Genomic DNA, 22548 nt, shown 5'->3' on the forward strand with positions numbered 1-22548 from the left:
AGCGTTTCGGAAAGTCCGCGGCACGCGGAGCGTGGGGGCAAGGATGAGCGGCGGCCCGTACGACGACCGCGGCAACAAGGACCGCACCATCGCCAACCCCGATGGCATGGGCGAGCTGCGCCCGGCCGGCACCGAGGAAGAGGCCCGCCCGGCCCCCGGCGCCGACGGCCCATTCCTGATCGGCGAGAACATGACCGGCGGCTACGGGCGCGGCCCCGACATCCTGCATGACTGCACCGTGTCGGTTGACAGCGGCCAGATCGCGGTGATCGTGGGGCCGAACGGTGCCGGCAAGTCCACCGCGATGAAGGCCGTGTTCGGCATGCTCGACCTGCGCGGCGGCGCGGTGCGGCTGGCGGGCGAGGATATCACCCGCCTCACCCCGCAGGCCCGGGTGCGCAAGGGGATGGGCTTCGTACCGCAGAACCACAACATCTTCACGTCGATGACGGTGGAGGAGAACCTCGAGATGGGGGCGTTCATCCGCACCGACGACATCAGCGAGACGATGGAGCAGGTCTTCGACCTGTTTCCCATCCTGCGCGAGAAACGCCGGCAGCCTGCCGGCGAACTCTCGGGCGGGCAGCGCCAGCAGGTCGCCGTGGGGCGCGCGCTCATGACCAAGCCGAAGGTCCTGATGCTCGACGAGCCCACCGCCGGCGTGAGCCCGATCGTCATGGACGAACTGTTCGACCGGATCATCGAGGTGTCGCGCACCGGCCTTCCGGTCCTGATGGTCGAGCAGAACGCGCGCCAGGCGCTGGAGATCGCCGACATGGGCTACGTCATGGTGCAGGGGCGCAATGCCTACACCGGATCCGGCAAGGAACTTCTGGCCGACGCGGAAGTACGGCAGAGTTTTCTGGGGGGATGAGGATGCAAAGAACATTGACGGCGCATCGTCACGGGGCTTGCGCCGCCCCGTTTGCCCGGTCCGCGCTTGTGTTTTCCCGACATTTATCCACAGATTCTGGGGATAAATCTGTGGAAAGCTTTTCCGTTGCCGATTTCCACGGCAAATGCGTGGCCTCGGGCGTGTCGGTGGCGTTCCAGCCGGCCGGGAGGTGCAGCTGATGGATTTCCTCAACGCCATCGTGGCCCTGTCGAACTTCGTTCTGGTGCCCGCGATCGCCTATGGCAGCCAGCTGGCCCTCGGTGCGCTGGGGGTGACGTTGATCTACGGGATCCTTCGGTTTTCCAATTTCGCCCACGGCGACACCATGGCCTTCGGCACGATGGTCACGATCCTGATGACGTGGTGGCTTCAATCCATGGGTGTCAGCCTCGGGCCGCTGCCCACCGCCCTGCTCGCCCTGCCCGTCGGGATCGTCGGCTGCATGGCGCTGGTGCTGATCACCGACAGGGTCGTGTATCGCTTCTACCGTGAACAACGGGCCAAGCCCGTGATCCTCGTGATAGTGTCGATCGGGGTGATGTTCATCCTCAACGGGCTGGTGCGCTTCATCATCGGACCGGGCGACCAGCGCTTCGCCGACGGTGAGCGCTTCATCATCACGGCCTTCGACTTTCGCAAGATGACCGGCCTGCAGGAGGGTCTGGCGCTCAAGACCACGCAGGGCATCACGCTGGTGACCGCCGTCATCGTGGTGGCGCTGCTGTTCTGGTTTCTCAACCACACCCGCGCCGGCAAGTCGATGCGCGCGTATTCCGACAACGAGGATCTCGCGCTGCTGTCGGGGATCAATCCCGACCGCGTGGTGATGATCACCTGGCTGATCGTGGGCGCGCTGGCGACGGTGGCCGGCGTCCTTTACGGCCTCGACAAGTCCTTCAAGCCCTTCACCTACCTGCAGCTTCTCCTGCCGGTCTTTGCCAGCGCCATCGTCGGCGGGCTGGGCAACCCGCTGGGTGCGATCGCCGGCGGCTTCGTCATCGCCTTTTCCGAGGTGATGGTGACCTACGCGTGGAAGAAGGTTCTGGGCCACCTGCTGCCCGAGTCGCTCGAGCCGTCGGGCCTCGTGCAGCTGCTGAGCACCGATTACAAGTTCGCCGTCAGCTTCGTGATCCTGCTGATCGTGTTGCTGTTCCGGCCGACGGGGCTGTTCCGGGGGAAAGCGGTATGAACGAAACACTCAGGAACGTCTTTCTGTTCGCCTTCGTCGCGGGGCTCATCGTGCTTTCCGGCGTGATGCAGAGCTGGAACACCGCAATGGTCATCGTGAACATGGGGCTCGTCAGCGCCGTGATGTCGCTGGGGCTGAACCTGCAATGGGGGTTCGCGGGGCTGTTCAACGTCGGCGTCATGGGCTTCACGGCGCTGGGCGGGCTGGCGACCGTGCTGGTGGCCATGCCGCCCGTGACCGAAGCCTGGGCCGCGGGCGGCTGGCGCATCATGCTGGGACTGCTTTTCGGCGCCGCTGTGATCGCGGCGGCGGCGGTGGTGCGGTACCGGATGCGCCCCTCGCGCCGGCGCGCGGCGGCGATGGTCACGATCCTGGTGGTCGGGTTCTTCGTCTACCGCTGGATCTTCGATGCGGGCGTTCAGGCGGTCGAGGCCGTGGACCCGGCGAAAACCGGCTACCTCGGCGGGCTCGGCCTGCCGGTCGTCCTGGCATGGCCCGTCGGCGGGCTGTTGGCCGCGGGCGCGGCGTGGATCATCGGCAAGGCCGCGCTCGGGCTGCGCTCGGACTACCTGGCCATCGCCACCCTGGGCATCGCCGAGATCATCATCGCCGTGCTCAAGAACGAGGACTGGCTGAGCCGCGGGGTCAAGAACGTCACCGGCATCCCCCGCCCCGTGCCGTATGAGATCGACCTGCAGTCCGATCCCGGCTTCGTGGCGAAAGCCGAGGCGATGGGGTTCGACCCGGTCACCGCGTCGTCGCTCTTCGTCAAGGTCATTTACGCCGGGTTCTTCGCGGCCGTCGTGGCGGCCCTTCTGGTGCTGGCGCAACTCGCGCTGAAAAGTCCCTGGGGCCGGATGCTGCGCGCGATCCGCGACAACGAGGTCGCCGCCGAGGCCATGGGCAAGGACGTCACCCGCCGCCACCTTCAGGTCTTCATCCTCGGCTCGGCCGTCTGCGGCATGGCCGGCGCGATGATGACCACGCTGGACAGTGCCCTCATCCCCACCACCTACCAGCCGCTGCGCTACACCTTCCTGATCTGGGTGATGGTGATCGTGGGCGGCTCGGGCAACAATCTGGGTGCCGTTCTTGGCGGGTTCCTGGTGTGGTTCCTTTGGGTGCAGGTGGAGCCGATGGGCCAATGGTTCATGGCCACCATCACCGCGCCGATGGCCGAGGACAACGCGCTGCGCGTGCACCTGCTGGAAAGCGCCGCGCACATGCGCCTGCTGACCATGGGCGTGGTTCTGCTGGTGGTGCTCCGGTTCAGCCCGCGCGGGCTGATTCCGGAAAAATAGGCGCGGGCGGCCTCCCGCCCCGCCCGGTCAGCGGCCCTTGAACAGACCGCCCAGGATTCCGCGCACGATGCGCCGGCCCGTGGTGCCCTTCAGTTCGCTGACCACCGCCTGGCGCAGTGCATTTCCGATCTCCGCCCCGAAGGTGCCGCCTTGCGCGCTCGAGCGGCCCACTCTCCTGCCCGTGTAGCGCCGTGCCGCATTGAACTCGCGCGCCATCGCCGGCCTGTCCCTCACGGCCGTTTCCGCCGCCTCGGCGGCCTGTGCCGCCTCCGTCGCGCGTGCGGCCAGCATTTCATGGGCGGAATGACGGTCCAGCCGGTGGTCGTATGTCCCGGCCACCGGCGAGCCCGCGATGATCCCGGCGCGTTCCTGTTCGGTGATTGTCCCGAGCCGCGACGACGGGGGGCGGATCAGCGTGCGTTCGGCGACGCCCGGCGCGCCGTCCCCGGTGAGCATCGAGGTCACCGCCTCGCCCACGCCGACGTCGCGAATCGTGTCGGCGGTGTCGAAACGCGGATTCGGGCGATATGTTTCCGCCGCGCGCATCAGGGCCCTGCGGTCACGCGCGGTATAGGCGCGCAGCGCGTGTTGCACGCGGTTGCCCAACTGGCCGAGAATGTCGCCGGGCACATCGTCCGGGTTCTGCGTGACGAAATAGACGCCAACGCCCTTCGACCGGATCAGGCGGGCGACCTGCTCCACCTTGTCGATCAGCGCATCGGGGGCATCGTCAAACAGCAGGTGTGCCTCGTCGAAGAAGAAGACCAGGCGCGGTCTGTCGGGATCGCCCACCTCGGGAAGCGTTTCGAACAGGTCTGACAACAGCCACAACAGGAAGGTCGCATAAAGGCGCGGCGCCCGCATCAGCCGGTCGGCGGCAAGGATGCTGATGCGCCCGCGCCCCTCGCCGTCCACGCGCATCAGGTCGCCGAGGTCGAGGGCGGGTTCGCCGAACAGCCGCGCACCGCCCTGGTTCTCCAGCACCAGCAACTGGCGCTGGATCGCCCCGACGGAACGCTGCGAGACGTTGCCGTATCGCAGCGACAGTCGGCGGCCGTGCTCGCCCACCCAGGTCAGCAGGGCCTGCAGATCCGCGAGATCGAGCAGCGGCATGCCCTCTTCGTCGGCGACGCGGAAGGCGATATTGATGACCCCTTCCTGTGCGGGCGTGAGATCCATCAGCCGCGACAGCAGCAGCGGCCCCATCTCGGACACGGTCGTGCGCACCGGATGCCCCTGGACGCCGAAAAGGTCCCAGAACGTCACCGGGAAACTTTCGTATCGATAGCCGTCGAAGCCGATCCTGCGGGCACGATCCGTAAACGCGCCATGAAGCCCGGAATCGGAGGCGCCGGGCATGGCCAGGCCGGCGAGGTCGCCCTTGACGTCGGACAGGAACACCGGAACGCCGGCGGCCGAGAACCCCTCTGCCAGGATTTGCAGGGTCACCGTCTTGCCCGTGCCCGTTGCCCCGGCGATCAACCCGTGGCGGTTGGCCATGCCCAGGGCCAGCGCCTGGGGCGCGGCGTAATCCTTGCCGCCGCCGCCGATGAAAACCCGGGAATGCATGCACCGCCCTCCGGCAAGATTTTTCCTTGCCATGACCATACTAAGTTAACGATTGCCCGCTAGTGTGTTTTTCATCCGGGGGTTTGTCCTCTTCCCCCGGGGTGACTTCCTCCCTGTCAGACTGGCCGCACCGTCTTGGTGCGGCCCTTTTTTTGCGGAAATTGTTCCGCGTTGCCTGTTGACGGATAGCGGTAACTGTCATAGCGTCCGGCCAAATACTAAGCCGGCCAGTCTGGCAGGGAGTGGATTGCAAAAAGGGGCCATCGCGCCCCTTTTTGTCGTCTTCCGGCGCGCCGGGCGCTCACCTGACGATCGACGGTGCGCGGCAGATTTTGGCCTGACAGACCCGACTTGCCGTGTTACGTGGCTGGTGATCCAATTTCCTTCAGCAAATGGTGAACCGATGCGAAAGACCATTTCGACACTGACGTTTGTTGCGGCCCTCGTCACGGGCGCAGCCGTCTCCGCCCAGGACGCAGCGGACGAAACACTCTCGATGGGAGAGGAAGTCCAGCAGCGCGAAGAGGCGACCTACATCAAGGAGGAATACGGCGACTGGAAGCTTCGCTGTTTCCGCAGCGAGGCCGAGGAAGACCCCTGCCAGCTTTACCAGTTGCTGCGTCAGAACGAGGATGTGCAGCGTCCTGTTGCCGAGATCAGCGTGTTCCGTCTGCCGGAAGGTGGCCAGGCCGAGGCCGGTGCCACCGTCATCGTGCCCCTGGGCACGCTGCTGACGCAGGGCATGCAGATCGCGGTGGATGACGGCAAGGCCAAGAGCTACCAGTTCGTGTTCTGCAACCAGGTCGGCTGCATGGCGCGGATCGGCCTGACGTCCGAAGACGTCGAGGCGTTCAAGCGCGGGGCGGAGGCAACGCTGCGCATCGTTCCCGCGCAGGCGCCGAACCAGAACATCAACATTCCGGTTTCACTCACCGGCTTCACCGACGGTTACGAGAACGCGTCGGTCGTTCGGAACTGAGGCACCGATCAAACAGCTCGTGTTTGCAGGGGCGCCGTCCGGTCAAGGGGCGGCGCCCTTTACGGTTGTCCGATTGCAAAGCCGGTGCTCACGGCGCGCGCCGCAGTGCCAGGACAGCGTTGAGGCCCCCGAAAGCGAAGGCATTGGACAAGGCCACCTCGACGGGCGCCTCGCGCGCTTCGTTGGGAACCACGTCCAGCGCACACTCCGGGTCGGGTTCGTCATAGCCGATGGTCGGCGCCACGATCCCGTCGCGCACCGCCATGATGCAGGCCAGCAGTTCCACCGCGCCGGTGGCGCCGATCAGGTGGCCGTGCATCGACTTGGTGGACGAGATCATGAGGCTGTCGGCGTGGGGGCCGAAAACATCCGCGACCGAGGCGCTTTCGGTCTTGTCGTTGGCCGCCGTCCCCGTCCCGTGCGCATTGATGTAACCCACCTCCTCGCGCGGGATGCCGGCGTCGCGCAGCGCACCGGCCATCGCCCGCGAGGCGCCCTGCTTGGACGGCATCACGATGTCTGCCGCGTCCGAGGACATCGCGTAGCCGGCCACCTCGGCCAGGATCTCGGCGCCGCGGGCGCGGGCGTGCTCGTATTCCTCGAAGACGAAGACGCCCGCGCCCTCGCCCTGCACCATCCCGTTGCGGTTGGCGCTGAACGGACGGCACCCGTCGCGCGACATCACGCGCAATCCTTCCCAGGCCTTCACGCCGCCGAAACACAGCATGGATTCCGACCCGCCGGTGATCATCGCGGGCGTCATGCCCGTCCGCACCATCTGGAAGGCCTGCGCCATGGCATGGTTGGATGACGCGCAGGCCGTCGACACCGTGAAGCTCGGCCCCTTGAGGTTGAACTCCATCGACACGTGGCTGGCCGCCGCGTTGTTCATCAGCTTGGGGACCACGAAGGGATGCACCCGGTTCTTGCCGTCCTCGTAAACCGAGCGGTAGTTCTCGTCGAGCGTGGTCATCCCGCCGCCCGAGTTGCCCAGCACCACACCCGCACGCGCGGCCAGTTCGCCGCTGAATTCCAGCCCGGACTGCATGATCGCCTCGCGCGCGGCGACGAGCGTGAACTGCGTGAAACGGTCGTAGAGCGCCAGTTGCTGGCGGTTGAACCGCTTGTCGGCCTCGAACCCCTTGACCTGCCCGCCGATGCGGATCGCGAGCCGCTCGACATCGCGAAAATCCAGCTCGGTGATGCCGCAGCGGCCCTCGCGCATGGCAGCGAGCGTTTCGGGCACGGTGTGGCCGAGCGAATTGATCGACCCCGCCCCGGTAATGACGACGCGTTTCACGATTTCTGGTCTTCCACGAGCTTCTCGATGCCTTTCACGATGGCGGCGACCGAGGAGATGTCGAAATCGCTTTCGGTGGGCTCGTTGGCGTTGAACGGCACGGAGATATCGAATGCCTCCTCGATGGCGAAGATGCTTTCGACAAGCCCGAGGCTGTCGATCCCGAGGCTGTCCAGCGTGCTGTCCATGGTGACGTCGGCAGGATCGAGCACCGCCTGTTCGGCGATGATCTCGATGACGCGGTCCTTGACTTCCATCTATCCCGTCCTCTTGCGCTCGCTGCCGTGGATTTAGTCGCTCGCGTCCTGCTTGAAAACAGCTTTCTTGAGCGCCGCGACATCCGCGAAAAGCCGCGGCAGGCGACGCAATCCCTTGTAGGTCGCGATGTGGCTGTCCATTTTCATAGCCGGGTAGCCCAGCACGACGCGGCCGGCGGGCACGTTGGCAAGCACCTTGGTTCCGCCGCCGGTGATCACGTTGTCGCCGATGAACAGGTTGTCACCGACCCCGGTCTGGCCGGCAAGAACGACGTTGTCCCCGATGCGCGTGGAGCCGGCGATGCCCGTGAGCGCGCACAGCAGGCTGTCACGGCCGACGTTCACGTTGTGGCCGATCTGCACGAGGTTGTCGAGCTTGGTGCCGTCGCCGATCACCGTGTCGCGGATCGTTCCGCGGTCGATGCAGCAGTTCGCCCCCAGTTCCACGTCATCCCCGATCCGCACCGAGCCCAGCGAATGGATGCGCGCATAGGGTTGGCCGCGGGTCTCGCCACGGTCGCCCAGCGTGTCGCGCACCCGCTCGACGGCCGATTCCTCCGGCGTGACGAAGGAAAAGCCGTCGCCCCCCACCACGGCACCGGGCTGGGCAATCACCCGCGCCCCGATCACGGCCCGCGCGGCGATCCGCACGCCTTCGCGCAGCAGCCCGCCCGCGCCGATCCGTGCCTGCGCGCCGACGAAGCACTGCGGCCCGATCACGGTGCCCGCGCCGATGACCGCGCCGGATCCGATCACCGCCAGCGGTCCGACGCTGACGCCCTCGCCCAGCCGGGCCGTCTCGTCGATCACGGCCGAGGGGTGGATGCCCGTGGTGCGGTCTTGCCCGGTGTCCATCATCCGGGTCAGCCCGGACATCGCGTAGCGTGGCCGCGGCGCAAGAACGGCGGCGTCCAGTCCCAGAGCCTGCCAGTCGGCCCCTTCCCACAGCAGGGCAGCCCGCGCGGCGCCCTTTGCGAGATCCTCGGCATACTCGGGCTTCATGGCCAGCGCCAGCGCGCCCGCGTCCGCGTCGGCCGGTTCCGCCGCGTGGGTCACTGCAAGGTCCGTGGCGCCGCAGGCCCGCGTGCCCAGGGCTTCGGCGATTTGCGCGATCGTGTAGGACATCTGTCTCCCCTCGGGTCGGGGAGGGTTTAGCCCTGAACGCCCCGCAGCGAAACCCCTGCGCGGGACAACGCCTGCCAGATTCTGCCGTCACGCCCGTAGATGTCATCGCGGTATTGCAGTTGCCCGCGCGGGGTGGTGAAGGCCGTGCGGTAGATGATGTGCACCGGGACCTGCTTTTCCAGGTCCACCTGCGTTTCGCGGCCCGTGTCGAGGATCCTGTGGAAGAACGGCTTGGGGTTTTCCATCTGCCGCGCAAGCAGCGTGTAGGCGAACTCGAACGGCTGCTCCAGCCGGATGCAGCCGTGGCTGTAGGCACGGCGGTCACGCTGGAAAAGGTGCTTGGCCGGCGTGTCGTGCAGGTAGATGTTGTGCCGGTTGGGGAACATGAACTTCACCAGCCCCAGCGCATTGCGCGGCGACGGCGGCTGCTTGAGGTTGAACGGGAAGGTGTTGCGCGTGTAGGCGTTGAAGTTCACCGATGCCCGGCTGACCTGCCGTCCGCTGGCGGTGTAGAGACGCAGGTGGCTGGCCGCGCCGGGGTTGGCCTGCATTTGCGGCAGGTATTCGTTCACGGCGATGGAGCGCGGCACGTTCCATGTCGGGTTGATGACCATGTGTTCCATGACGTCCGAGAATTCGGGGCTTTCGCGGTCGGGCACATCCATCCCCACCACCGCCTTGGTGCGGAAGGTCACGCGGTCATCGTCGACGATGCGTGCGCTGAAATCGGTGAGGTTCACCAGCACGTGGCGTTTGCCGCGGTCGCGGTTGAGCCAGCGTTCGCGCTCCATCGCGACCATCACCGATTGCAGGCGCTCGCGCAGCGGCGTGTTGATCTCGCGGATCGTGTCACCGCCGGCCACGCCATCGGCCTTCAGCCCGTGGTCCTGCTGGAAGCGCAGCACGGCACCTTCGAGGCGCGAGTCGTAGCGGCGGCTGACACCGCGGTCGAGGTAGCCCATGGCGATCAGCCGATCCCGCAGCGCGACGACGGCCCGCCCCTGCTGGCCCGGCTTCATGGCACGTGCCGGCACGGTCGGGCCCCACCCGCCCTCGGCCAGGGCCTGTTCAAGCCGCATCTTGGCCTTCATGAGCCGTGCATACTCGTTTGTCTGGGGGGGAAGCGCGCGGAAGAACGCGCGGGGGCTGGCCCGCGTGAACACCTCGAGGTTGAGCTTCGCGCTGCGGTAGGGAATCTCGCGCTTGATGCCGTTGACCACCTGCTTGGGCTTGAGCGCGCCGGTGCGCATGTTCTGTGCCAGCCGGGCGAAGGTCAGGCTGAGGCGCGCCTCCAGAAAGCCCAGCTCGCGCGGCGTGTCGGCCGAACGCATGGCTGCCAGCAGACCGTCCGCGTCGTAGCGGCGCGCGGGCAGCCCGTGCGCCGCCGTCATGCCGATCGCTTCCAGAAGCGCGGCGCGGCGCGCGCGGTGCACTTCGGATTCGTCGGTCCAGATTCCCTCGTAGTCGCGCGCCTGGTAGAACGACGCGACGGACGGGTTCTGCGCCGCTCCCTCGGCGACCGCCTGCTTGAAGGCGGTTACCTGGGCCTCGGCCGGCAGGGCGATGACATACAGCGCTGTGAGGGCGGTCAAGCGGGTCAGGTAGGTGCGAAAGACGGCGAACATCGAATACCCCATGCAAATCCAGGTGCCAGACGACTAGGTCGAGCACGATTTTTCCGCGCGCGCGCACTGCTTGTCCACTCAAATTTTGTTCAACGACATTGCAAGGGTGTCGGTTCGTGCCGAAGCGGGGCGTTCCTGCATCGAAGCGGGCAAAGTGGCCACACAGGCGGCTTTTGCGCGAAATACCGCCGAAATTCCTTGAAACCGTCGTTTTTCGACGCACCGGGCTTGGTCGATGATTCCCGATATGTCATAAAACCGGTGCATCCTGGGGGTGGATGGAAGACCGCGGTAACGCGGCGAAACAACGGCAAGCGACGGGACAGGCGCGAAACATGACCGAACACAAATCCCGCAGCGTGACGCGTCGCGCCCTACTGGGTGCATTCGCGGCAACCGCTGTCACGGCAGCCCCGACATACTCCAACGCCTTCGGCCTCCTGCGCGGCGCGGGCGATGTCCGGCGGCTCAAGATGACCTCGCCGCGCACCGGCGAGCAACTCAACATGATCTACTGGATCGAGGGCGACTACATTCGCGATGCGATCCGCGAGATCACGGTCTTCATGCGGGACTGGCGCACCGACGAGGTCAAGGAGATCGACACGCGCACGATCGACATCCTCGCCGCGGCGCACAACCTGCTGGAGGTCGACGAACCCTACATGCTGCTGTCGGGCTACCGCAGCCCGGCGACCAACAAGATGCTGCGGCGTCGCTCCAGCGGGGTGGCGAAGAACTCGCGGCACCTTTACGGCCAGGCGGCCGACGTGCGGCTCAACTCCCGCTCGGTCAACCAGATGTACCGGGCGGCGATGGCGTGCCATGGCGGCGGTGTCGGACGGTATTCCGGCAGCAACTTCGTTCACATGGATTGCGGCCCGGTCCGCAGCTGGGGCCGCTGACGCTTCGCCACCCGCATCTCTCTTTCTCTCAGGTGGCATCACGAAACCCCGCACGGTCCGGACCGTGCGGGGTTTTCACTTGCAAGGGCGTCCGCCCCGTCCGACAAGGCGACGGACACCGCCCCGCGGCGGCGCGCGGCCTCACCGCGGCCGGATCCGGGCCGGCTCGTCGGCCTGGAGATAGGCCTCTTCCTCCGGCGTCAGGTCGATCTTGTCGAAGCCCGTGATCATCGGCCTGACGTGTTCGCGGAAGCTGTGACCGACGGTCAGCAGGTAGACATGCGCGATCACGAAGGCGGCGATGGCATAGGCCGCCAGCAGGTGGATGTTCGACACCAGCCCGGCCCAGAAGGTCGCCTCGGGCGCGGTTTCCCAGAAGTTGTAGGTCAGCGCCAGCACCCCGGTGATCCAGACCGCCGGGAACAGGATCAGCTTGAGCGCCAGGTATGTCAGCGCCTGCAGCGGGTTGTGCTTGCGCCAGTACGCCTTGCGGAAGGGGTGCTTTTCACCCTTGAAGATGCCGTAGACATAGAACCGCGCGACCCGCAAGAGCCCCTGCCCCGTCGGCACGTAATGCACCCATGTGCCGGTGGTGAAGTGCCAGAAGATCGCGAAGATCCACAGCAGGATCAGCAGTCCGGCCGCCACGATGTGCGCCATCACCGCCGGGCCGAACGGCACGATGTCGTGCAGCCCGTTCAGCCCCAGCCCGGTGAACAGCAGCACCAGGATCAGCACCATCTGCGACCAGTGCCAGAACCGTTCGAACCGCGGATAGACCTTGACGTAGCGTTCAGCCATGATCGCCCCCTTTCCCGCCGGTGGTCAGCCGGACAATCGCGTGCAGGATCACGCCGCCCAGGGCGGCCAGCACCATCACAAGCCCGAAGATACCCGCGGCGGTGAACGGCGTGCGCCCGGGCATGTGCACGCCGGTCAGCCCGGCCATGCGCCCGTCCTCCGCATGGCAGGATTCGCAATCAAGCGCGTCCTCGGCGGGCGCCACCATGTGCGTGGTCGGCCAGTACATGTAGGTGTCCACGAAGCCGTACTCGCCCGAGTATTCCTCGCCCGCGGCCTCCATGCCCGCGGCGATCGCCTTGGACCAGTCGTAGTTCGTCCAAAGCGCGGTGTCGGTCTCGGGGCCCCAGACGTGGCTGTAGACCAGTTCGTTGCGTGCGCTGTCATAGGGCTGGCGCCCGGCCATGCGCTTGAACGGCCAGATCCGGCTGTCGGCGCCATCGGGCGTGCCGTGCAGCGGATTGATCTCGACGACCTCGTCGGGATCGATCTTGCGGTCGGCGGTCGTGTATTCGACCTGGCCGTTGAACCAGGCATAGATCGGCTTGGCGTTTTCCTCCCACCGGAAATCACCCTTCTTCGAGATGTAGGTGTGCCGGTGGTCGCCGTCCGATTCGACGAAGTCGGATTCGCTGTAGGGTTTGCCCGCCTCGTCCATCTTCGTGGCGGTCGACCAGTCCCACCACGTCTTGGTGGCCACGCCGCCGCGCGCCATCTCGGGGATGTGGCAGGTCTGGCAGGCCAGCGTGTCGGTATGGTCGTTGAGCTTCACCCCCTTCAGCGTGACCGGGTGCGGTTCGTTGCCGTGGCAGCTTTCGCAGGTGGCCACGCGCCGCTTCTCGCCCGGCTTGCCGGTGCCGTGCGGGTCGGTGGCCTGCACGTTGTAGCGTGATCCGGCCCATTCGTGCCGGTCCGACACGTGGCACTCGGAGCAGGTGAAGTTCTCGCCGTCGGGCGACATGTGCACGTCGACCGACCGCGGGGGTTCGTAAAGTGCCGAGCTCAGGTCGCCGTGCTTCACGTTGTCCCCGCCACCGCCGTAGAAGTGGCAACTGCCGCAGTTGGCGCGCGTGGGCTGGCCCACGCTCTGCGCGGCCTCCGACAGGTCCACGGCCCAGGCCTTCTTGCCCGTGATCGTCTTGGCGCCCTCGGGCACCGGGTCGAGCGGGACATGCCCCGCGCCCGTTGCGGTCTTTGTGTATTGGCCGGACCGGTCGTGGCAGACGAGGCAGTCGGGCGTCGCCTGCGCCTGGGCCGAACTCTGGCGCATGTCGTCCCAGCCGTAGCCGGCGTGACACGAGGTGCACCGTGGCTCATTGCCGGCGACGCTGCCGCAGAAGGCGTTGATGACGTTGCGCTTGCCCAGAAGCTGGCCGGTCTCGGGATGCTCGTACTCCCATTTGAAGTGGATGGAGTGCATCACCTGGTCATCGGCCTCGGTGTGGCAGCTCAGGCAGGCCTCGGTCACCTCGGGGCCGGAGGCAAAATCCTTCTGCAAGGCCTCGAACTTCGAGTGATCCGCCGTGCTGGCCGACCCGGCGTCGTCCGCCTGCTGCGCGGCGAGCGGCGCTGCGGCAACGATGGCGGCCATCAGCCAGGGCCAGAGCGTGGGTCTCTTGGCGTTCGTCACGGTGGTGTCCTCCCTCCGTGTGTCATTCCGTGATATTCTGAACATCGAATGTAATTTCCGCAACCGCCTTGATCTAACTCAAACGCGGCAACATCGGCCCGCTGCCCGGACGGTCCCCTTATTTTCAAACATTTCCTGAATTATCTTTGTCGCAGGTGGCGTATACCCGTCCGACCGCCACCCCTAGACTGGGTGCCGGCGACAGGCGGACGATCCGCCGGCGACCTGGGAGGCCTGCGCCGATGCATGCGCGCGAGGAAATACGGTTCGTGCTCAACGAAACCGACGTGGCCGCGGGCGAGTTGCGCGCGACCGACACGCTGCTTGATTTCCTGCGGCTGCGGCGCGGCCTGACCGGCACCAAGGAAGGCTGCGCCGAGGGCGACTGCGGCGCCTGTACCGTGCTGGTGGGCGAGTTGCGCGATGGCTCGTTGCGCTACGCGCCCGTCACCGCCTGCATCCGGTTGCTTGCGTCGCTCGACGGCTGCCATGTCGTCACGGTCGAACACCTTTCGGCGCCCGACGGCCCGCTGCATCCGGTACAACAGGCGATGGTCGATCACCACGGCAGCCAGTGCGGTTTCTGCACGCCCGGGATCGTCATGGCGCTTGCCGCGCTCTGGATGGAAACGCCCGCGCCCACCGACCGGCAGGTGGAAACCGCGCTTCAGGGCAACCTGTGCCGCTGCACCGGCTACGCGCCGATCCTGCGCGCGGCACGGGCGGCCGGTGACCACGGCACGCCGCAAGACGATCCGCTGGTGCGCGGCCGGGCCGCGATGGCAACCCGGCTCGCCGCGTTGCGCGACGGCGCGCGCGTCACAGCCGGCCCGCCGGAGGCCCCCGCGATCGTCCCCGCCGACGCCGACGATCTGGCCCGGGTTCTTGAAGACCACCCCAGGGCCACGCTCGTGGCGGGGGGCACCGACGTGGGGCTGTGGGTCACCAAGGAGCTGCGCGAGATCGCGCCGGCGGTCTTTGTCGGCGGTCTGGATGACCTGCGGCGGATCGAGACCGACGCGGACGGCATCACGCTGGGCGCCGGCGTCAGCTACGCCGATGCACTCGGGCCGCTGGCCGGGGTCTTTCCGCACCTGGATGCCTACCTTCACCGGATCGGCGGCGCGCAGATCCGTGCCATGGGCACGGTGGGCGGCAACATCGCCAACGGTTCGCCCATCGGCGACATGCCGCCCGCCCTGATCGCGCTGGGCGCCACGCTCACCCTGCGGCAGGGCGACAGCCGGCGGACGATGCCGCTGGAGAGCTTCTTCATCGACTACGGGACGCAGGACCGGCGGCCGGGCGAGTTCGTCGAGGCGATCCACGTCCCCTGCCCCGCGCCGGCCCAGCGCGATGCGGCCTGCAAGATCTCCAAGCGCCGGGACGAGGATATCTCGGCCCTCGCCGCGGGGATCAGCGTGACCATGGGCGGCGACGATATGATCGGCGCCGCGCGCCTTGCCTTCGGCGGCATGGCGGCGACCCCGCGTCGCGCGCCCCGTGCCGAGGCCGCGCTGACGGGCCGGCCCCTGACGCCGGCCACGGCCCATGCCGCCGCGGCGGCGCTGGCCGGGGATTTCGCCCCCATCACCGACTGGCGCGCCACCGCGCACTACCGCATGCGGGCCGCGCAGAACCTGTTGCATCGTTTCGTGCTGGAACAGAACGGCGAAACCGCCAGGCTCGCCCATGCCTGAGGGCAAGCCGGAATACCGTGCCGGCCGGGTGGCCGATGATGCCGCACACGGACCGCTGGCCCACGACAGCGCGGCCAAGCATGTCACGGGGCGGGCGCGGTACACCGACGATGTCGCCCTGCCCGAGGGCACGCTGCATGCCTACCTCGGCACGGCGGAGGTGGCCCGCGGCCGCATCCGCGCGATGGACCTGTCGGCGGTGCGCGCCGCGCCGGGCGTGGTGGGCGTGCTCACCGCCGCGGACATTCCCGGCCGCAACGACATCAGCCCGACGGGGCGCGGCGACGACCCGGTGTTCCCCGAAGCCGAGGTCGAATACCACGGCCAGCCGGTTTTCGCGGTGGTCGCCGCAACCCGCGACGCCGCGCGGCGGGCGGCAGGGCTGGCCCGGATCGACCACGAGGTGCTGCCCCATGCCTGCGACGTGGATGCCGCGCGACGGGCGGGCTACCCGCTGGTGACGGAGCCGCTGACGCTGGCGCGCGGCGACGCCGCTGCCGCACTGGCGCAGGCGCCGCACCGCATCGCCGGGCGGATGACGATCGGCGGGCAGGACCACATGTACCTCGAAGGCCAGGTGGCGGTCGCCCTGCCCGGCGAAGACGGCGACATGTTCGTCCACAGCTCCACCCAGCATCCCAGCGAGGTGCAGCACATGGTGGCCGGCGTGCTGGGCCTGCCGGCCAGCGCCGTGACGGTGCAGGTGCGGCGCATGGGCGGCGGTTTCGGCGGCAAGGAAACGCAGATGACCCTGTTCTGCGCGGTGGCCGCGCTGGCCGCGCGGCGCTGGGGCCGGCCGGTCAAGATCCGCCCCGACCGCGACCAGGACATGATCGCCACCGGAAAGCGGCACGATTTCGTGGCGGACTACGACGTGGGCTTCGACGACGACGGCCGGATCACGGGCGTCGACGGCACCTTCGCGGCACGCTGCGGCTTTTCGGCCGACCTGTCCGGGCCGGTCACCGACCGCGCGCTGTTTCATGCCGACAACGCCTATTTCTATCCCGCCGTGCGGCTCGAAAGCCGCCCGCAGAAGACCAACACCGTCTCGAACACCGCCTTCCGCGGCTTCGGCGGACCACAGGGGCTGGTGGTGGCCGAGCGCATGATCGAGGAAATCGCCTATGTGCTGGGGCGCGACCCGCTGGACGTGCGCAAGGCGAACTATTACGGCGACGCGGACGACGGGCGCGACGTCACCCCCTATCACCAGACGGTCGAGGACAACATCCTGCCCCGCCTGACCGAGGAACTGGAACGCGGCGCCGGTTATGGCGCGCGCCGGAAGGCGATCCTGGATCACAACGCGCGCGGTGGCGTGATCCGGCGGGGCATCGCGCTGACGCCGGTCAAGTTCGGCATCTCCTTCACCGCGACGTGGTACAACCAGGCGGGCGCGCTGGTCCATGTCTACAGCGACGGTTCGATCCAGCTCAACCACGGCGGCACCGAGATGGGCCAGGGCCTTCACGTGAAGGTCGCGCAGGTGGTGGCGGACGCCTTCGGCGTCGGGATCGCGCGGGTGAAGATCACCGCCACCGCCACCGACAAGGTCCCCAACACCTCGGCGACCGCCGCCTCCAGCGGATCCGACCTCAACGGCATGGCCGCGCTCGACGCGGCCGAGCAGATCAAGACGCGCCTGCGCGCCTTTGCTGCCGAGACATGGCAGGTGGCCCCCGAGGACGTGCGCTTCACGCGCGCCGGCGTGGCCGTGGGCGACCGCATCGTCGAATTCGACACGCTGGTGCGCCGCGCCTACAAGGCGCGGGTGCACCTCTCGGCTGCCGGGTTCTACAAGACGCCCGAGATCCACTGGGACAGGGCGTCGGGCAAGGGGCGGCCCTTCTACTACTTCGCCTATGGCGTGGCCTGTTCCGAGGTCGAGGTCGACACGCTGACGGGCGAATACCGTGTCGCGCGCGCCGACATCCTGCACGACGCGGGCCGGTCGCTGAACCCGGCGGTGGACCGCGGGCAGGTCGAGGGCGGGTTCGTGCAGGGCATGGGCTGGCTGACGAGCGAGGAGTTGTGGTGGGACGACGAGGGCCGCCTGCGCACGCACGCGCCGTCCACTTACAAGATCCCGCTGGCGTCGGACATGCCGCGGGAATTCAACGTGACGCTGGCCGACTGGTCCGAGAACCGCGAACCGACCATCAGGCGCTCCAAGGCCGTGGGCGAGCCGCCCTTCATGCTGGCCGTCTCCGTGCTCGAGGCGATCTCGATGGCAGTCGCCAGCGTGGCGGACTACAGCGAATGCCCGCGTCTCGATGTGCCGGCCACGCCGGAGCGCGTGCTGATGGCGGTGGAACGCATGCAGCGCCGGAAGGAGGCGCCCGCATGATCGCGCCCGACACCCTCGGGGCGTTCTTCGCCGCCCACCCCGACTGCGTGCAGGTCAGCGTGACGCAGACCGCCGGGTCGGCCCCGCGCGGCGCGGGCACGGACATGATCGTGGCCGCGGACGCCTGCCTGGGCACCATCGGCGGCGGACGGCTCGAGTACGAGGCCATCGCCGCGGCGCGCGACCTGCTCGCGGACGGGGCGGGATCGCGCGATATGGCGGTCGCCCTCGGTCCCGACCTCGGCCAGTGCTGCGGCGGGCGCGTGAGCCTGTCGCTGGTCCGCCTCGACGCGTCCGCACGCGCGGCCGCCGTCGAACGGGCGCGGCAAGCCGCCGCCGCCCTGCCCCGTGTCCTGATCATGGGGGCGGGCCACGTTGGCCGGGCCCTGGCCCGGCATCTTCAGCACCTGCCGCTTGCCTGCACGGTCGTGGACGACCGCGCCGAGCAGATCGCGTGCGTGGACGCGGCGGTGCAGACACGGCTGACCGCCCTGCCCGAGGCGGAGATCACCGGGGCCCCCGCCGGCGCGGCCTTCGTGGTGCTCACCCACGATCACGCGCTGGATTTCCTTCTTGCGACTGCCGCGTTGGAGCGGCGCGACGCGCGCTATGTCGGGCTTGTCGGCTCCGCCACCAAGCGGGCGCGTTTCGAAAGCTGGCACCGGGACCGCGCGGCGGGGTCGAACCTCGACGGCCTGACCTGCCCGATCGGCACCGCGGCGGGATCGGACAAGCGGCCCGAGGCGATCGCGGTGGCCACCGCGGCGGAGGTCATGGCAGCGCTGGCCGGCCGGTCGGAGGCCGGCGCGAAGGGGATGGCGGCCGATGGCTGACACCGCACGGTTGCTGCGTGGCCGCGTCCTGTCGTTCCGGCGTGAACCGGAAGGGCCGTCGGATACGGCCGCGCTGGCGTATCACGCCGACGGTGCGATCCTGATCGACGGCGGCAGGATCGCGGCCATGGGCGATTACACCGGGGTGGCCGCGCAAGCGGGCGACGTGCCCCGGACTGACCACCGCCCACATCTTTTGAGCGCGGGGTTCATCGACCCGCACATCCATTTCCCGCAGGTGCAGGTGATCGCCTCATGGGGCGCGCAGCTTCTGGACTGGCTGAACACCTATACCTTTCCAGAGGAAATGCGTTTTGCCGAGGCGGCCCACGCGCGGGCGATGGCGCCGCGGTTCCTGGACCTTTTGCTGAGCCACGGCACCACGACGGCTGCGGCTTATTGCTCGGTCCATCCTCAATCCGCCGAGGCGCTGTTCGCGGAGGCCGCGCGGCGCGACATGCGGCTGATCGCGGGCAAGGTCATGATGGACCGCAACGCCCCCGAGGGGCTGCGCGACACCGCGCAGCGGGGGTATGACGAGTCCGGGGACCTGATCGCGCGCTGGCACGGGCACGGGCGGCTGGCCTATGCCGTCACCCCGCGCTTCGCGATCACCTCGACGGATGCGCAACTCGACGCCGCGGGCGCCCTGCTGGCGGAGCATCCCGACTGCTACTTGCAGACCCACCTGTCGGAAAATCACGACGAGGTCGCGCTGGCCGCGGAGCTTTTCCCCGACACCCGTGACTATACCCACATCTACGAAAGCCGGGGGCTGCTGGGGCCGCGCAGCCTGCTGGGCCACTGCCTGCACCTGTCGGCGCGCGAGGTCTCGGCGCTGGCCGAGGCGGGGGCGAAGCCGGTGTTCTGCCCCACCTCCAACCTGTTCCTGGGAAGCGGGCTGTTCGATGACGCCGGCCTGCGGCGCGCGGGGCTGGTCAACGCAATTGCCACCGACGTGGGCGGCGGCACGGGCTATTCCATGCTGGCCACGCTGGCCGAGGGCTACAAGGTCCTGCAGCTTCGGGGGCAGACGCTGGACCCGCTGCGCGCCTTCCACTGGATCACGCGGGGCAACGCGGTGGCGCTGGGACTCGAGGATCGCATCGGCACGCTCGAGCCGGGCAGCGAGGCGGATGTCGTCGTGCTGGATGCGCGCGCCACCCCCGCGATGGCGCGGCGCATGGAGCGGGTCGAGACGCTGGCCGAGGAGTTGTTCGTGCTGCAGACGCTGGGCGACGACCGGGCGGTGGCGCAGGTCTATCTTGCCGGCCGGCCGTGGAACTGGGGCGACTAGCGCCCGGCCAGCCGCCATGGCGCCGCGTCGGCGGCCCGGTACCAGTCACGGATCGCCCGGCGTTCTTCGGGCGCGAGCGCCGTTAGGTTGGCCGGCGGCATCGCCCGGCTGCGCCCCGATTGCAGGTAGATGGCGCGCGCCTGCGCCGCCACCTGCGCGGGCGTCTCCAGCACCACGCCCCTGGGCGCATGGCGCAGCCCCGGCCAGAGCGGGTCCCGCGCGTGGCACATGGCGCAGCGCGTCTGCACGATCCCCGTCACCTGATCGAACCCCTCGGCCGCGGCGAACCGTGGTGCGGCCGTTGCCGTGTCAGCCTCGGGGTCCGCCTCGGCCACCGGCCGGGCGGACAGCCACATGGCGACCAGCACCAGCGCGGCGGCGGCGCCCCATGTCCAGACCGGGTTGCCCGCGCCCGCGTGCCGCGCGTTGAAATAGTGCCGGATCAGAGCCCCCACCGGGAAGGTCAGCGCGGCGATGGCCCAGTTGTACGGCGTTGCAAAGACCAGCGGGTAATGGTTGCTCAGCATCAGGAAGAGCACCGGAAGCGTGAGGTAGTTGTTGTGGGTCGAGCGCAGCTTCGCCGCCTTCCCCAGCGCCGGGTCGGGCTGACGTCCCGCGCGCAGGTCGGCTGTGACGCGTTTCTGGTTGGGAATGATGACGAGAAAGACGTTGGCCGACATGATCGTGGCCGTCACCGCGCCCAGGTGCAGAAGCGCCGCGCGCCCGGTGAAGACCTGCACCAGGCCCCAGGCCAACACCACCAGACCCGCGAACAGCAGCGCCATCAACCAGCCGGGTTGCCGGGCCAACCCCGACCGGCACAGCAGGTCGTAGGCGCCCCACCCCGCCACCAGCACGCCCGCGGAAAGCGCAACGGCCTGCCAGACCGCCAGATCGGCCTTCGCGGGGGCGATCAGGTAAAGCTCCGCGCCCGCCCAGTAGATCACGGCGAGCATCGCCATGCCCGACAGCCAGGTGGCGTAGCTTTCCCACTTGAACCACGTCAGATGCGCGGGCAGCCGGTCGGGCGCGACCAGGTACTTGCGGATGTGGTAGAAGCCGCCGCCGTGAACCTGCCATTCCTCGCCGTGGGCGCCCGCGGGCAGGTCCGGCGCGTCGCGCAGGCCAAGGTCCAGCGCGATGAAATAGAAGGACGAGCCGATCCAGGCGATACCTGCGACGACGTGGAACCAGCGCAGCAACAGGCCGAGCCAGTCCCAGATGATCGCGGGGTCAAGCATTGCGTCCTCCGGTGCCGTCGCGCCGGGCGCGACCCTAGCGCGCCGTTCGATTGTCCGTTATCGGTTAAAAAACCCTAGCTGCTTCAAACAGGAACTGAAAGTCGCCCATGGCCTATCTCGACAACGTGCGCACCTTCGTGCGGGTGTTCGAACTGGGCAGCATGTCGGCGGCCGCCCGCGACCAGCGGATCTCGGCCGCCGTTGCCTCGGCCCGGATCGCCCAGCTCGAGGATCACCTCGACGTGCGGTTGTTCCAGCGCACCACGCGTCGGCTGAACCCCACCGAACAGGGGCGGCTGTTCTACCACGGCGCCTGCAAGATCCTCGAATCGGTGACCGAGGCCGAGGCCGAGGTCAGCTCGGTCACCCACACGCCGCGCGGCACGCTGCATGTCGCCGCGCCGCTCGGGCTGGGCCAGCGGATCATCGCGCCCGCCGTGCCGGGGTTCAAGGAGGCCTACCCCCTGATCGACATCCGCCTGCGGCTGTCCGACCGCAAGCTTGATCTCGCGGCCGAGGGGCTGGACGCCGCCTTCATCCTTGGTCTGCCCGAGGATTCCACGCTGCGCATCCGGAAGATCGCCGACTGCCGCCGGGTGCTGTGCGCCGCACCGGCCTACCTTTCGCGGCGCGGCCACCCGGACAGCCCCGACAGCCTGAAGGGCGACGACCACGCCTGCCTGAACCTGCGCTATCCCGGTGCGCCAGAGTTCCAGTGGCCGTTGCAAACGGACGAGGGCGTGCGACGCGTGCCGGTGTCCGGGCCGTTCGAGTGCGACCACGGCGACGTGCTGACCGCATGGGCGCTCGGCGGGCACGGCATCGTTCTCAAGCCGCATTTCGAGGTGTCCGAGCACCTTGCCTCCGGCGCGCTGGTGCCGGTGCTGGACCGGACGCCGCCGGTGCCGGTGCAACTGGCCTGCCTTTATACCCACCGCCGGCGGCAGGACCCGAAGGCGCGGCTTTTCATCGACTACATGGTTGCGCGCATCCGCGAGGCGCTGTCCGGCGAAGCGGCGGCGCCCACCCCGGCGCCATGACGCCCGCCCGCGCCTCAGCTGCCGCGGTAGGTCGAATACCCGTAGGGCGACAGCAACAACGGCACGTGGTAATGCACGGCCTCGGCCATGCCGAAGCGGATCGGTATCTCGTCGAGGAACCGCGGCACCGGCGCGTCGGTTATGTGGGGGTCGAGGTAGGCACCGGCATGAAACACCAGCTCGTAGGTGCCCGGAACGAATTCGGCCTCCGGCAGGATCGGGCCGTCGGTGCGCCCGTCGGCGTTGGTGGCCAGCGCGCGCAGGAACACCCGGCCCCCGCCTTCGTCCTCGATACGGTAAAGTTCCACGGTCATGCCGGCGGCGGGCCGGCCGCGGGCGGTGTCCAGAACGTGGGTGGTCAGGTATCCCGCCATCTCGCCCCCTTTGCGGTGATCGCGCCTTCGCCCGTTATATGCCGCCTGCGCCGCCGTGGCGAGAGGCCGGACCGCGCGAATGCACCTTCAGGAATTGCCGAAGGGCATCCCGCGCCGTTCCGGGGTATCACGGGGGC

19 protein-coding genes are annotated in these 22548 nt (G+C 68.3%); 10 read left to right on the forward strand and 9 right to left on the reverse strand.

Going from position 1 to position 22548, the window contains the following annotated elements:
• The first annotated feature begins 43 nt into the window (after positions 1 to 43).
• From CEF10_RS04095 to CEF10_RS04105, 3 genes are all read left to right on the forward strand, one after another.
• Entirely contained in the window at positions 44 to 874 is an 831-nt protein-coding gene (locus tag CEF10_RS04095; RefSeq protein ID WP_101066559.1) for an ABC transporter ATP-binding protein, read from the forward strand.
• A 199-nt stretch (positions 875 to 1073) separates the two neighbouring features.
• On the forward strand, positions 1074 to 2084 hold the full coding sequence (locus CEF10_RS04100; protein WP_101066694.1) for a branched-chain amino acid ABC transporter permease: 1011 nt from the start codon (positions 1074 to 1076) through the stop codon (positions 2082 to 2084).
• Positions 2081 to 3385, forward strand: coding sequence for a branched-chain amino acid ABC transporter permease (locus CEF10_RS04105; RefSeq protein WP_101066562.1), 1305 nt, complete (start codon positions 2081 to 2083; stop codon positions 3383 to 3385). Before CEF10_RS04100 ends, CEF10_RS04105 begins: the two co-directional genes overlap by 4 nt.
• A gap of 27 nt (positions 3386 to 3412) precedes the next feature.
• On the opposite strand, the gene CEF10_RS04110 is transcribed toward CEF10_RS04105, so the two are convergent.
• On the reverse strand, positions 3413 to 4954 hold the full coding sequence (locus CEF10_RS04110; protein ID WP_101066565.1) for a helicase HerA-like domain-containing protein: 1542 nt from the start codon (positions 4952 to 4954) through the stop codon (positions 3413 to 3415).
• Between the two features lie 403 nt (positions 4955 to 5357).
• Between CEF10_RS04110 and CEF10_RS04115 the strand changes: the two genes are divergently transcribed.
• A complete protein-coding gene (locus CEF10_RS04115; protein ID WP_101066568.1) occupies positions 5358 to 5933 on the forward strand; it encodes an invasion associated locus B family protein in 576 nt (191 codons plus the stop codon).
• An 88-nt stretch (positions 5934 to 6021) separates the two neighbouring features.
• Here the strand turns inward: CEF10_RS04115 and CEF10_RS04120 are convergent, their stop codons facing one another.
• Genes CEF10_RS04120 through CEF10_RS04135 form a run of 4 tightly spaced genes read right to left on the reverse strand, consistent with a single transcriptional unit; the run spans position 6022 to position 10240 of the window.
• Complete coding sequence (locus CEF10_RS04120) at positions 6022 to 7233, reverse strand: beta-ketoacyl-[acyl-carrier-protein] synthase family protein (RefSeq protein WP_101066571.1); 1212 nt, start codon at positions 7231 to 7233, stop codon at positions 6022 to 6024.
• Positions 7230 to 7490 (reverse strand): acyl carrier protein, encoded by a 261-nt coding sequence (locus tag CEF10_RS04125; RefSeq protein ID WP_101066575.1) that lies wholly within the window; start codon positions 7488 to 7490, stop codon positions 7230 to 7232. The genes CEF10_RS04120 and CEF10_RS04125 overlap by 4 nt, the downstream gene beginning before the upstream one ends.
• A 33-nt stretch (positions 7491 to 7523) precedes the next feature.
• Positions 7524 to 8615, reverse strand: coding sequence for a UDP-3-O-(3-hydroxymyristoyl)glucosamine N-acyltransferase (lpxD, locus tag CEF10_RS04130; protein ID WP_101066577.1), 1092 nt, complete (start codon positions 8613 to 8615; stop codon positions 7524 to 7526).
• A 26-nt stretch (positions 8616 to 8641) separates the two neighbouring features.
• On the reverse strand, positions 8642 to 10240 hold the full coding sequence (locus tag CEF10_RS04135) for a L,D-transpeptidase family protein (protein ID WP_101066696.1): 1599 nt from the start codon (positions 10238 to 10240) through the stop codon (positions 8642 to 8644).
• Positions 10241 to 10575: 335 nt separating this feature from the next.
• On the opposite strand from CEF10_RS04135, the gene CEF10_RS04140 reads away from it, so the two are divergent.
• The gene (locus tag CEF10_RS04140; protein ID WP_101066580.1) at positions 10576 to 11145 is read left to right on the forward strand and encodes a YcbK family protein; all 570 of its coding nucleotides are present in this window, start codon (positions 10576 to 10578) and stop codon (positions 11143 to 11145) included.
• A gap of 141 nt (positions 11146 to 11286) precedes the next feature.
• Here the strand turns inward: CEF10_RS04140 and CEF10_RS04145 are convergent, their stop codons facing one another.
• Both CEF10_RS04145 and CEF10_RS04150 read right to left on the reverse strand, forming a co-directional pair.
• A complete protein-coding gene (locus tag CEF10_RS04145; protein ID WP_101066585.1) occupies positions 11287 to 11946 on the reverse strand; it encodes a cytochrome b/b6 domain-containing protein in 660 nt (219 codons plus the stop codon).
• The gene (locus CEF10_RS04150; RefSeq protein WP_198586142.1) at positions 11939 to 13576 is read right to left on the reverse strand and encodes a tetrathionate reductase family octaheme c-type cytochrome; all 1638 of its coding nucleotides are present in this window, start codon (positions 13574 to 13576) and stop codon (positions 11939 to 11941) included. The genes CEF10_RS04145 and CEF10_RS04150 overlap by 8 nt, the downstream gene beginning before the upstream one ends.
• 242 nt (positions 13577 to 13818) lie before the next feature.
• On the opposite strand from CEF10_RS04150, the gene xdhA reads away from it, so the two are divergent.
• From xdhA to guaD, 4 genes are read left to right on the forward strand one after another with little or no spacing between them, the layout of a single operon-like run.
• Positions 13819 to 15276 (forward strand): xanthine dehydrogenase small subunit, encoded by a 1458-nt coding sequence (gene xdhA, locus CEF10_RS04155; protein WP_101066590.1) that lies wholly within the window; start codon positions 13819 to 13821, stop codon positions 15274 to 15276.
• Positions 15269 to 17626, forward strand: a complete 2358-nt coding sequence (gene xdhB / locus CEF10_RS04160) for a xanthine dehydrogenase molybdopterin binding subunit (protein ID WP_101066592.1) — start codon at positions 15269 to 15271, stop codon at positions 17624 to 17626. The genes xdhA and xdhB overlap by 8 nt, the downstream gene beginning before the upstream one ends.
• On the forward strand, positions 17623 to 18459 hold the full coding sequence (gene xdhC / locus CEF10_RS04165) for a xanthine dehydrogenase accessory protein XdhC (RefSeq protein ID WP_101066595.1): 837 nt from the start codon (positions 17623 to 17625) through the stop codon (positions 18457 to 18459). The genes xdhB and xdhC overlap by 4 nt, the downstream gene beginning before the upstream one ends.
• Positions 18452 to 19756 (forward strand): guanine deaminase, encoded by a 1305-nt coding sequence (gene guaD, locus CEF10_RS04170; RefSeq protein WP_101066597.1) that lies wholly within the window; start codon positions 18452 to 18454, stop codon positions 19754 to 19756. Before xdhC ends, guaD begins: the two co-directional genes overlap by 8 nt.
• Here the strand turns inward: guaD and CEF10_RS04175 are convergent.
• On the reverse strand, positions 19753 to 20997 hold the full coding sequence (locus CEF10_RS04175) for a urate hydroxylase PuuD (protein WP_101066600.1): 1245 nt from the start codon (positions 20995 to 20997) through the stop codon (positions 19753 to 19755). The genes guaD and CEF10_RS04175 overlap by 4 nt on opposite strands.
• A 107-nt stretch (positions 20998 to 21104) precedes the next feature.
• Here CEF10_RS04175 and CEF10_RS04180 point away from each other — a divergent pair, with 107 nt between their 5' ends.
• Complete coding sequence (locus CEF10_RS04180; RefSeq protein ID WP_101066603.1) at positions 21105 to 22037, forward strand: LysR family transcriptional regulator; 933 nt, start codon at positions 21105 to 21107, stop codon at positions 22035 to 22037.
• 14 nt (positions 22038 to 22051) lie between these two features.
• Here CEF10_RS04180 and uraH read toward each other — a convergent pair whose 3' ends face one another.
• Positions 22052 to 22411, reverse strand: coding sequence for a hydroxyisourate hydrolase (gene uraH / locus CEF10_RS04185; RefSeq protein WP_101066606.1), 360 nt, complete (start codon positions 22409 to 22411; stop codon positions 22052 to 22054).
• Positions 22412 to 22548 lie beyond the last annotated feature (137 nt).

The sequence above is a fragment of the Roseovarius salinarum genome (assembly GCF_002834145.1).
Lineage (GTDB): Bacteria > Pseudomonadota > Alphaproteobacteria > Rhodobacterales > Rhodobacteraceae > Roseovarius > Roseovarius salinarum.

Coding starts and splice junctions, on each gene's coding strand:
- CEF10_RS04095 (WP_101066559.1), top strand. CDS start 44: ATGAGCGGCGGCCCGTACGACGACCGCGGCAACAAGGACCGCACCATC.
- CEF10_RS04100 (WP_101066694.1), top strand. CDS start 1,074: ATGGATTTCCTCAACGCCATCGTGGCCCTGTCGAACTTCGTTCTGGTG.
- CEF10_RS04105 (WP_101066562.1), top strand. CDS start 2,081: ATGAACGAAACACTCAGGAACGTCTTTCTGTTCGCCTTCGTCGCGGGG.
- CEF10_RS04110 (WP_101066565.1), bottom strand. CDS start 4,954: ATGCATTCCCGGGTTTTCATCGGCGGCGGCGGCAAGGATTACGCCGCG.
- CEF10_RS04115 (WP_101066568.1), top strand. CDS start 5,358: ATGCGAAAGACCATTTCGACACTGACGTTTGTTGCGGCCCTCGTCACG.
- CEF10_RS04125 (WP_101066575.1), bottom strand. CDS start 7,490: ATGGAAGTCAAGGACCGCGTCATCGAGATCATCGCCGAACAGGCGGTG.
- lpxD (WP_101066577.1), bottom strand. CDS start 8,615: ATGTCCTACACGATCGCGCAAATCGCCGAAGCCCTGGGCACGCGGGCC.
- CEF10_RS04135 (WP_101066696.1), bottom strand. CDS start 10,240: ATGTTCGCCGTCTTTCGCACCTACCTGACCCGCTTGACCGCCCTCACA.
- CEF10_RS04140 (WP_101066580.1), top strand. CDS start 10,576: ATGACCGAACACAAATCCCGCAGCGTGACGCGTCGCGCCCTACTGGGT.
- CEF10_RS04145 (WP_101066585.1), bottom strand. CDS start 11,946: ATGGCTGAACGCTACGTCAAGGTCTATCCGCGGTTCGAACGGTTCTGG.
- xdhA (WP_101066590.1), top strand. CDS start 13,819: ATGCATGCGCGCGAGGAAATACGGTTCGTGCTCAACGAAACCGACGTG.
- xdhB (WP_101066592.1), top strand. CDS start 15,269: ATGCCTGAGGGCAAGCCGGAATACCGTGCCGGCCGGGTGGCCGATGAT.
- xdhC (WP_101066595.1), top strand. CDS start 17,623: ATGATCGCGCCCGACACCCTCGGGGCGTTCTTCGCCGCCCACCCCGAC.
- guaD (WP_101066597.1), top strand. CDS start 18,452: ATGGCTGACACCGCACGGTTGCTGCGTGGCCGCGTCCTGTCGTTCCGG.
- CEF10_RS04175 (WP_101066600.1), bottom strand. CDS start 20,997: ATGCTTGACCCCGCGATCATCTGGGACTGGCTCGGCCTGTTGCTGCGC.
- CEF10_RS04180 (WP_101066603.1), top strand. CDS start 21,105: ATGGCCTATCTCGACAACGTGCGCACCTTCGTGCGGGTGTTCGAACTG.
- uraH (WP_101066606.1), bottom strand. CDS start 22,411: ATGGCGGGATACCTGACCACCCACGTTCTGGACACCGCCCGCGGCCGG.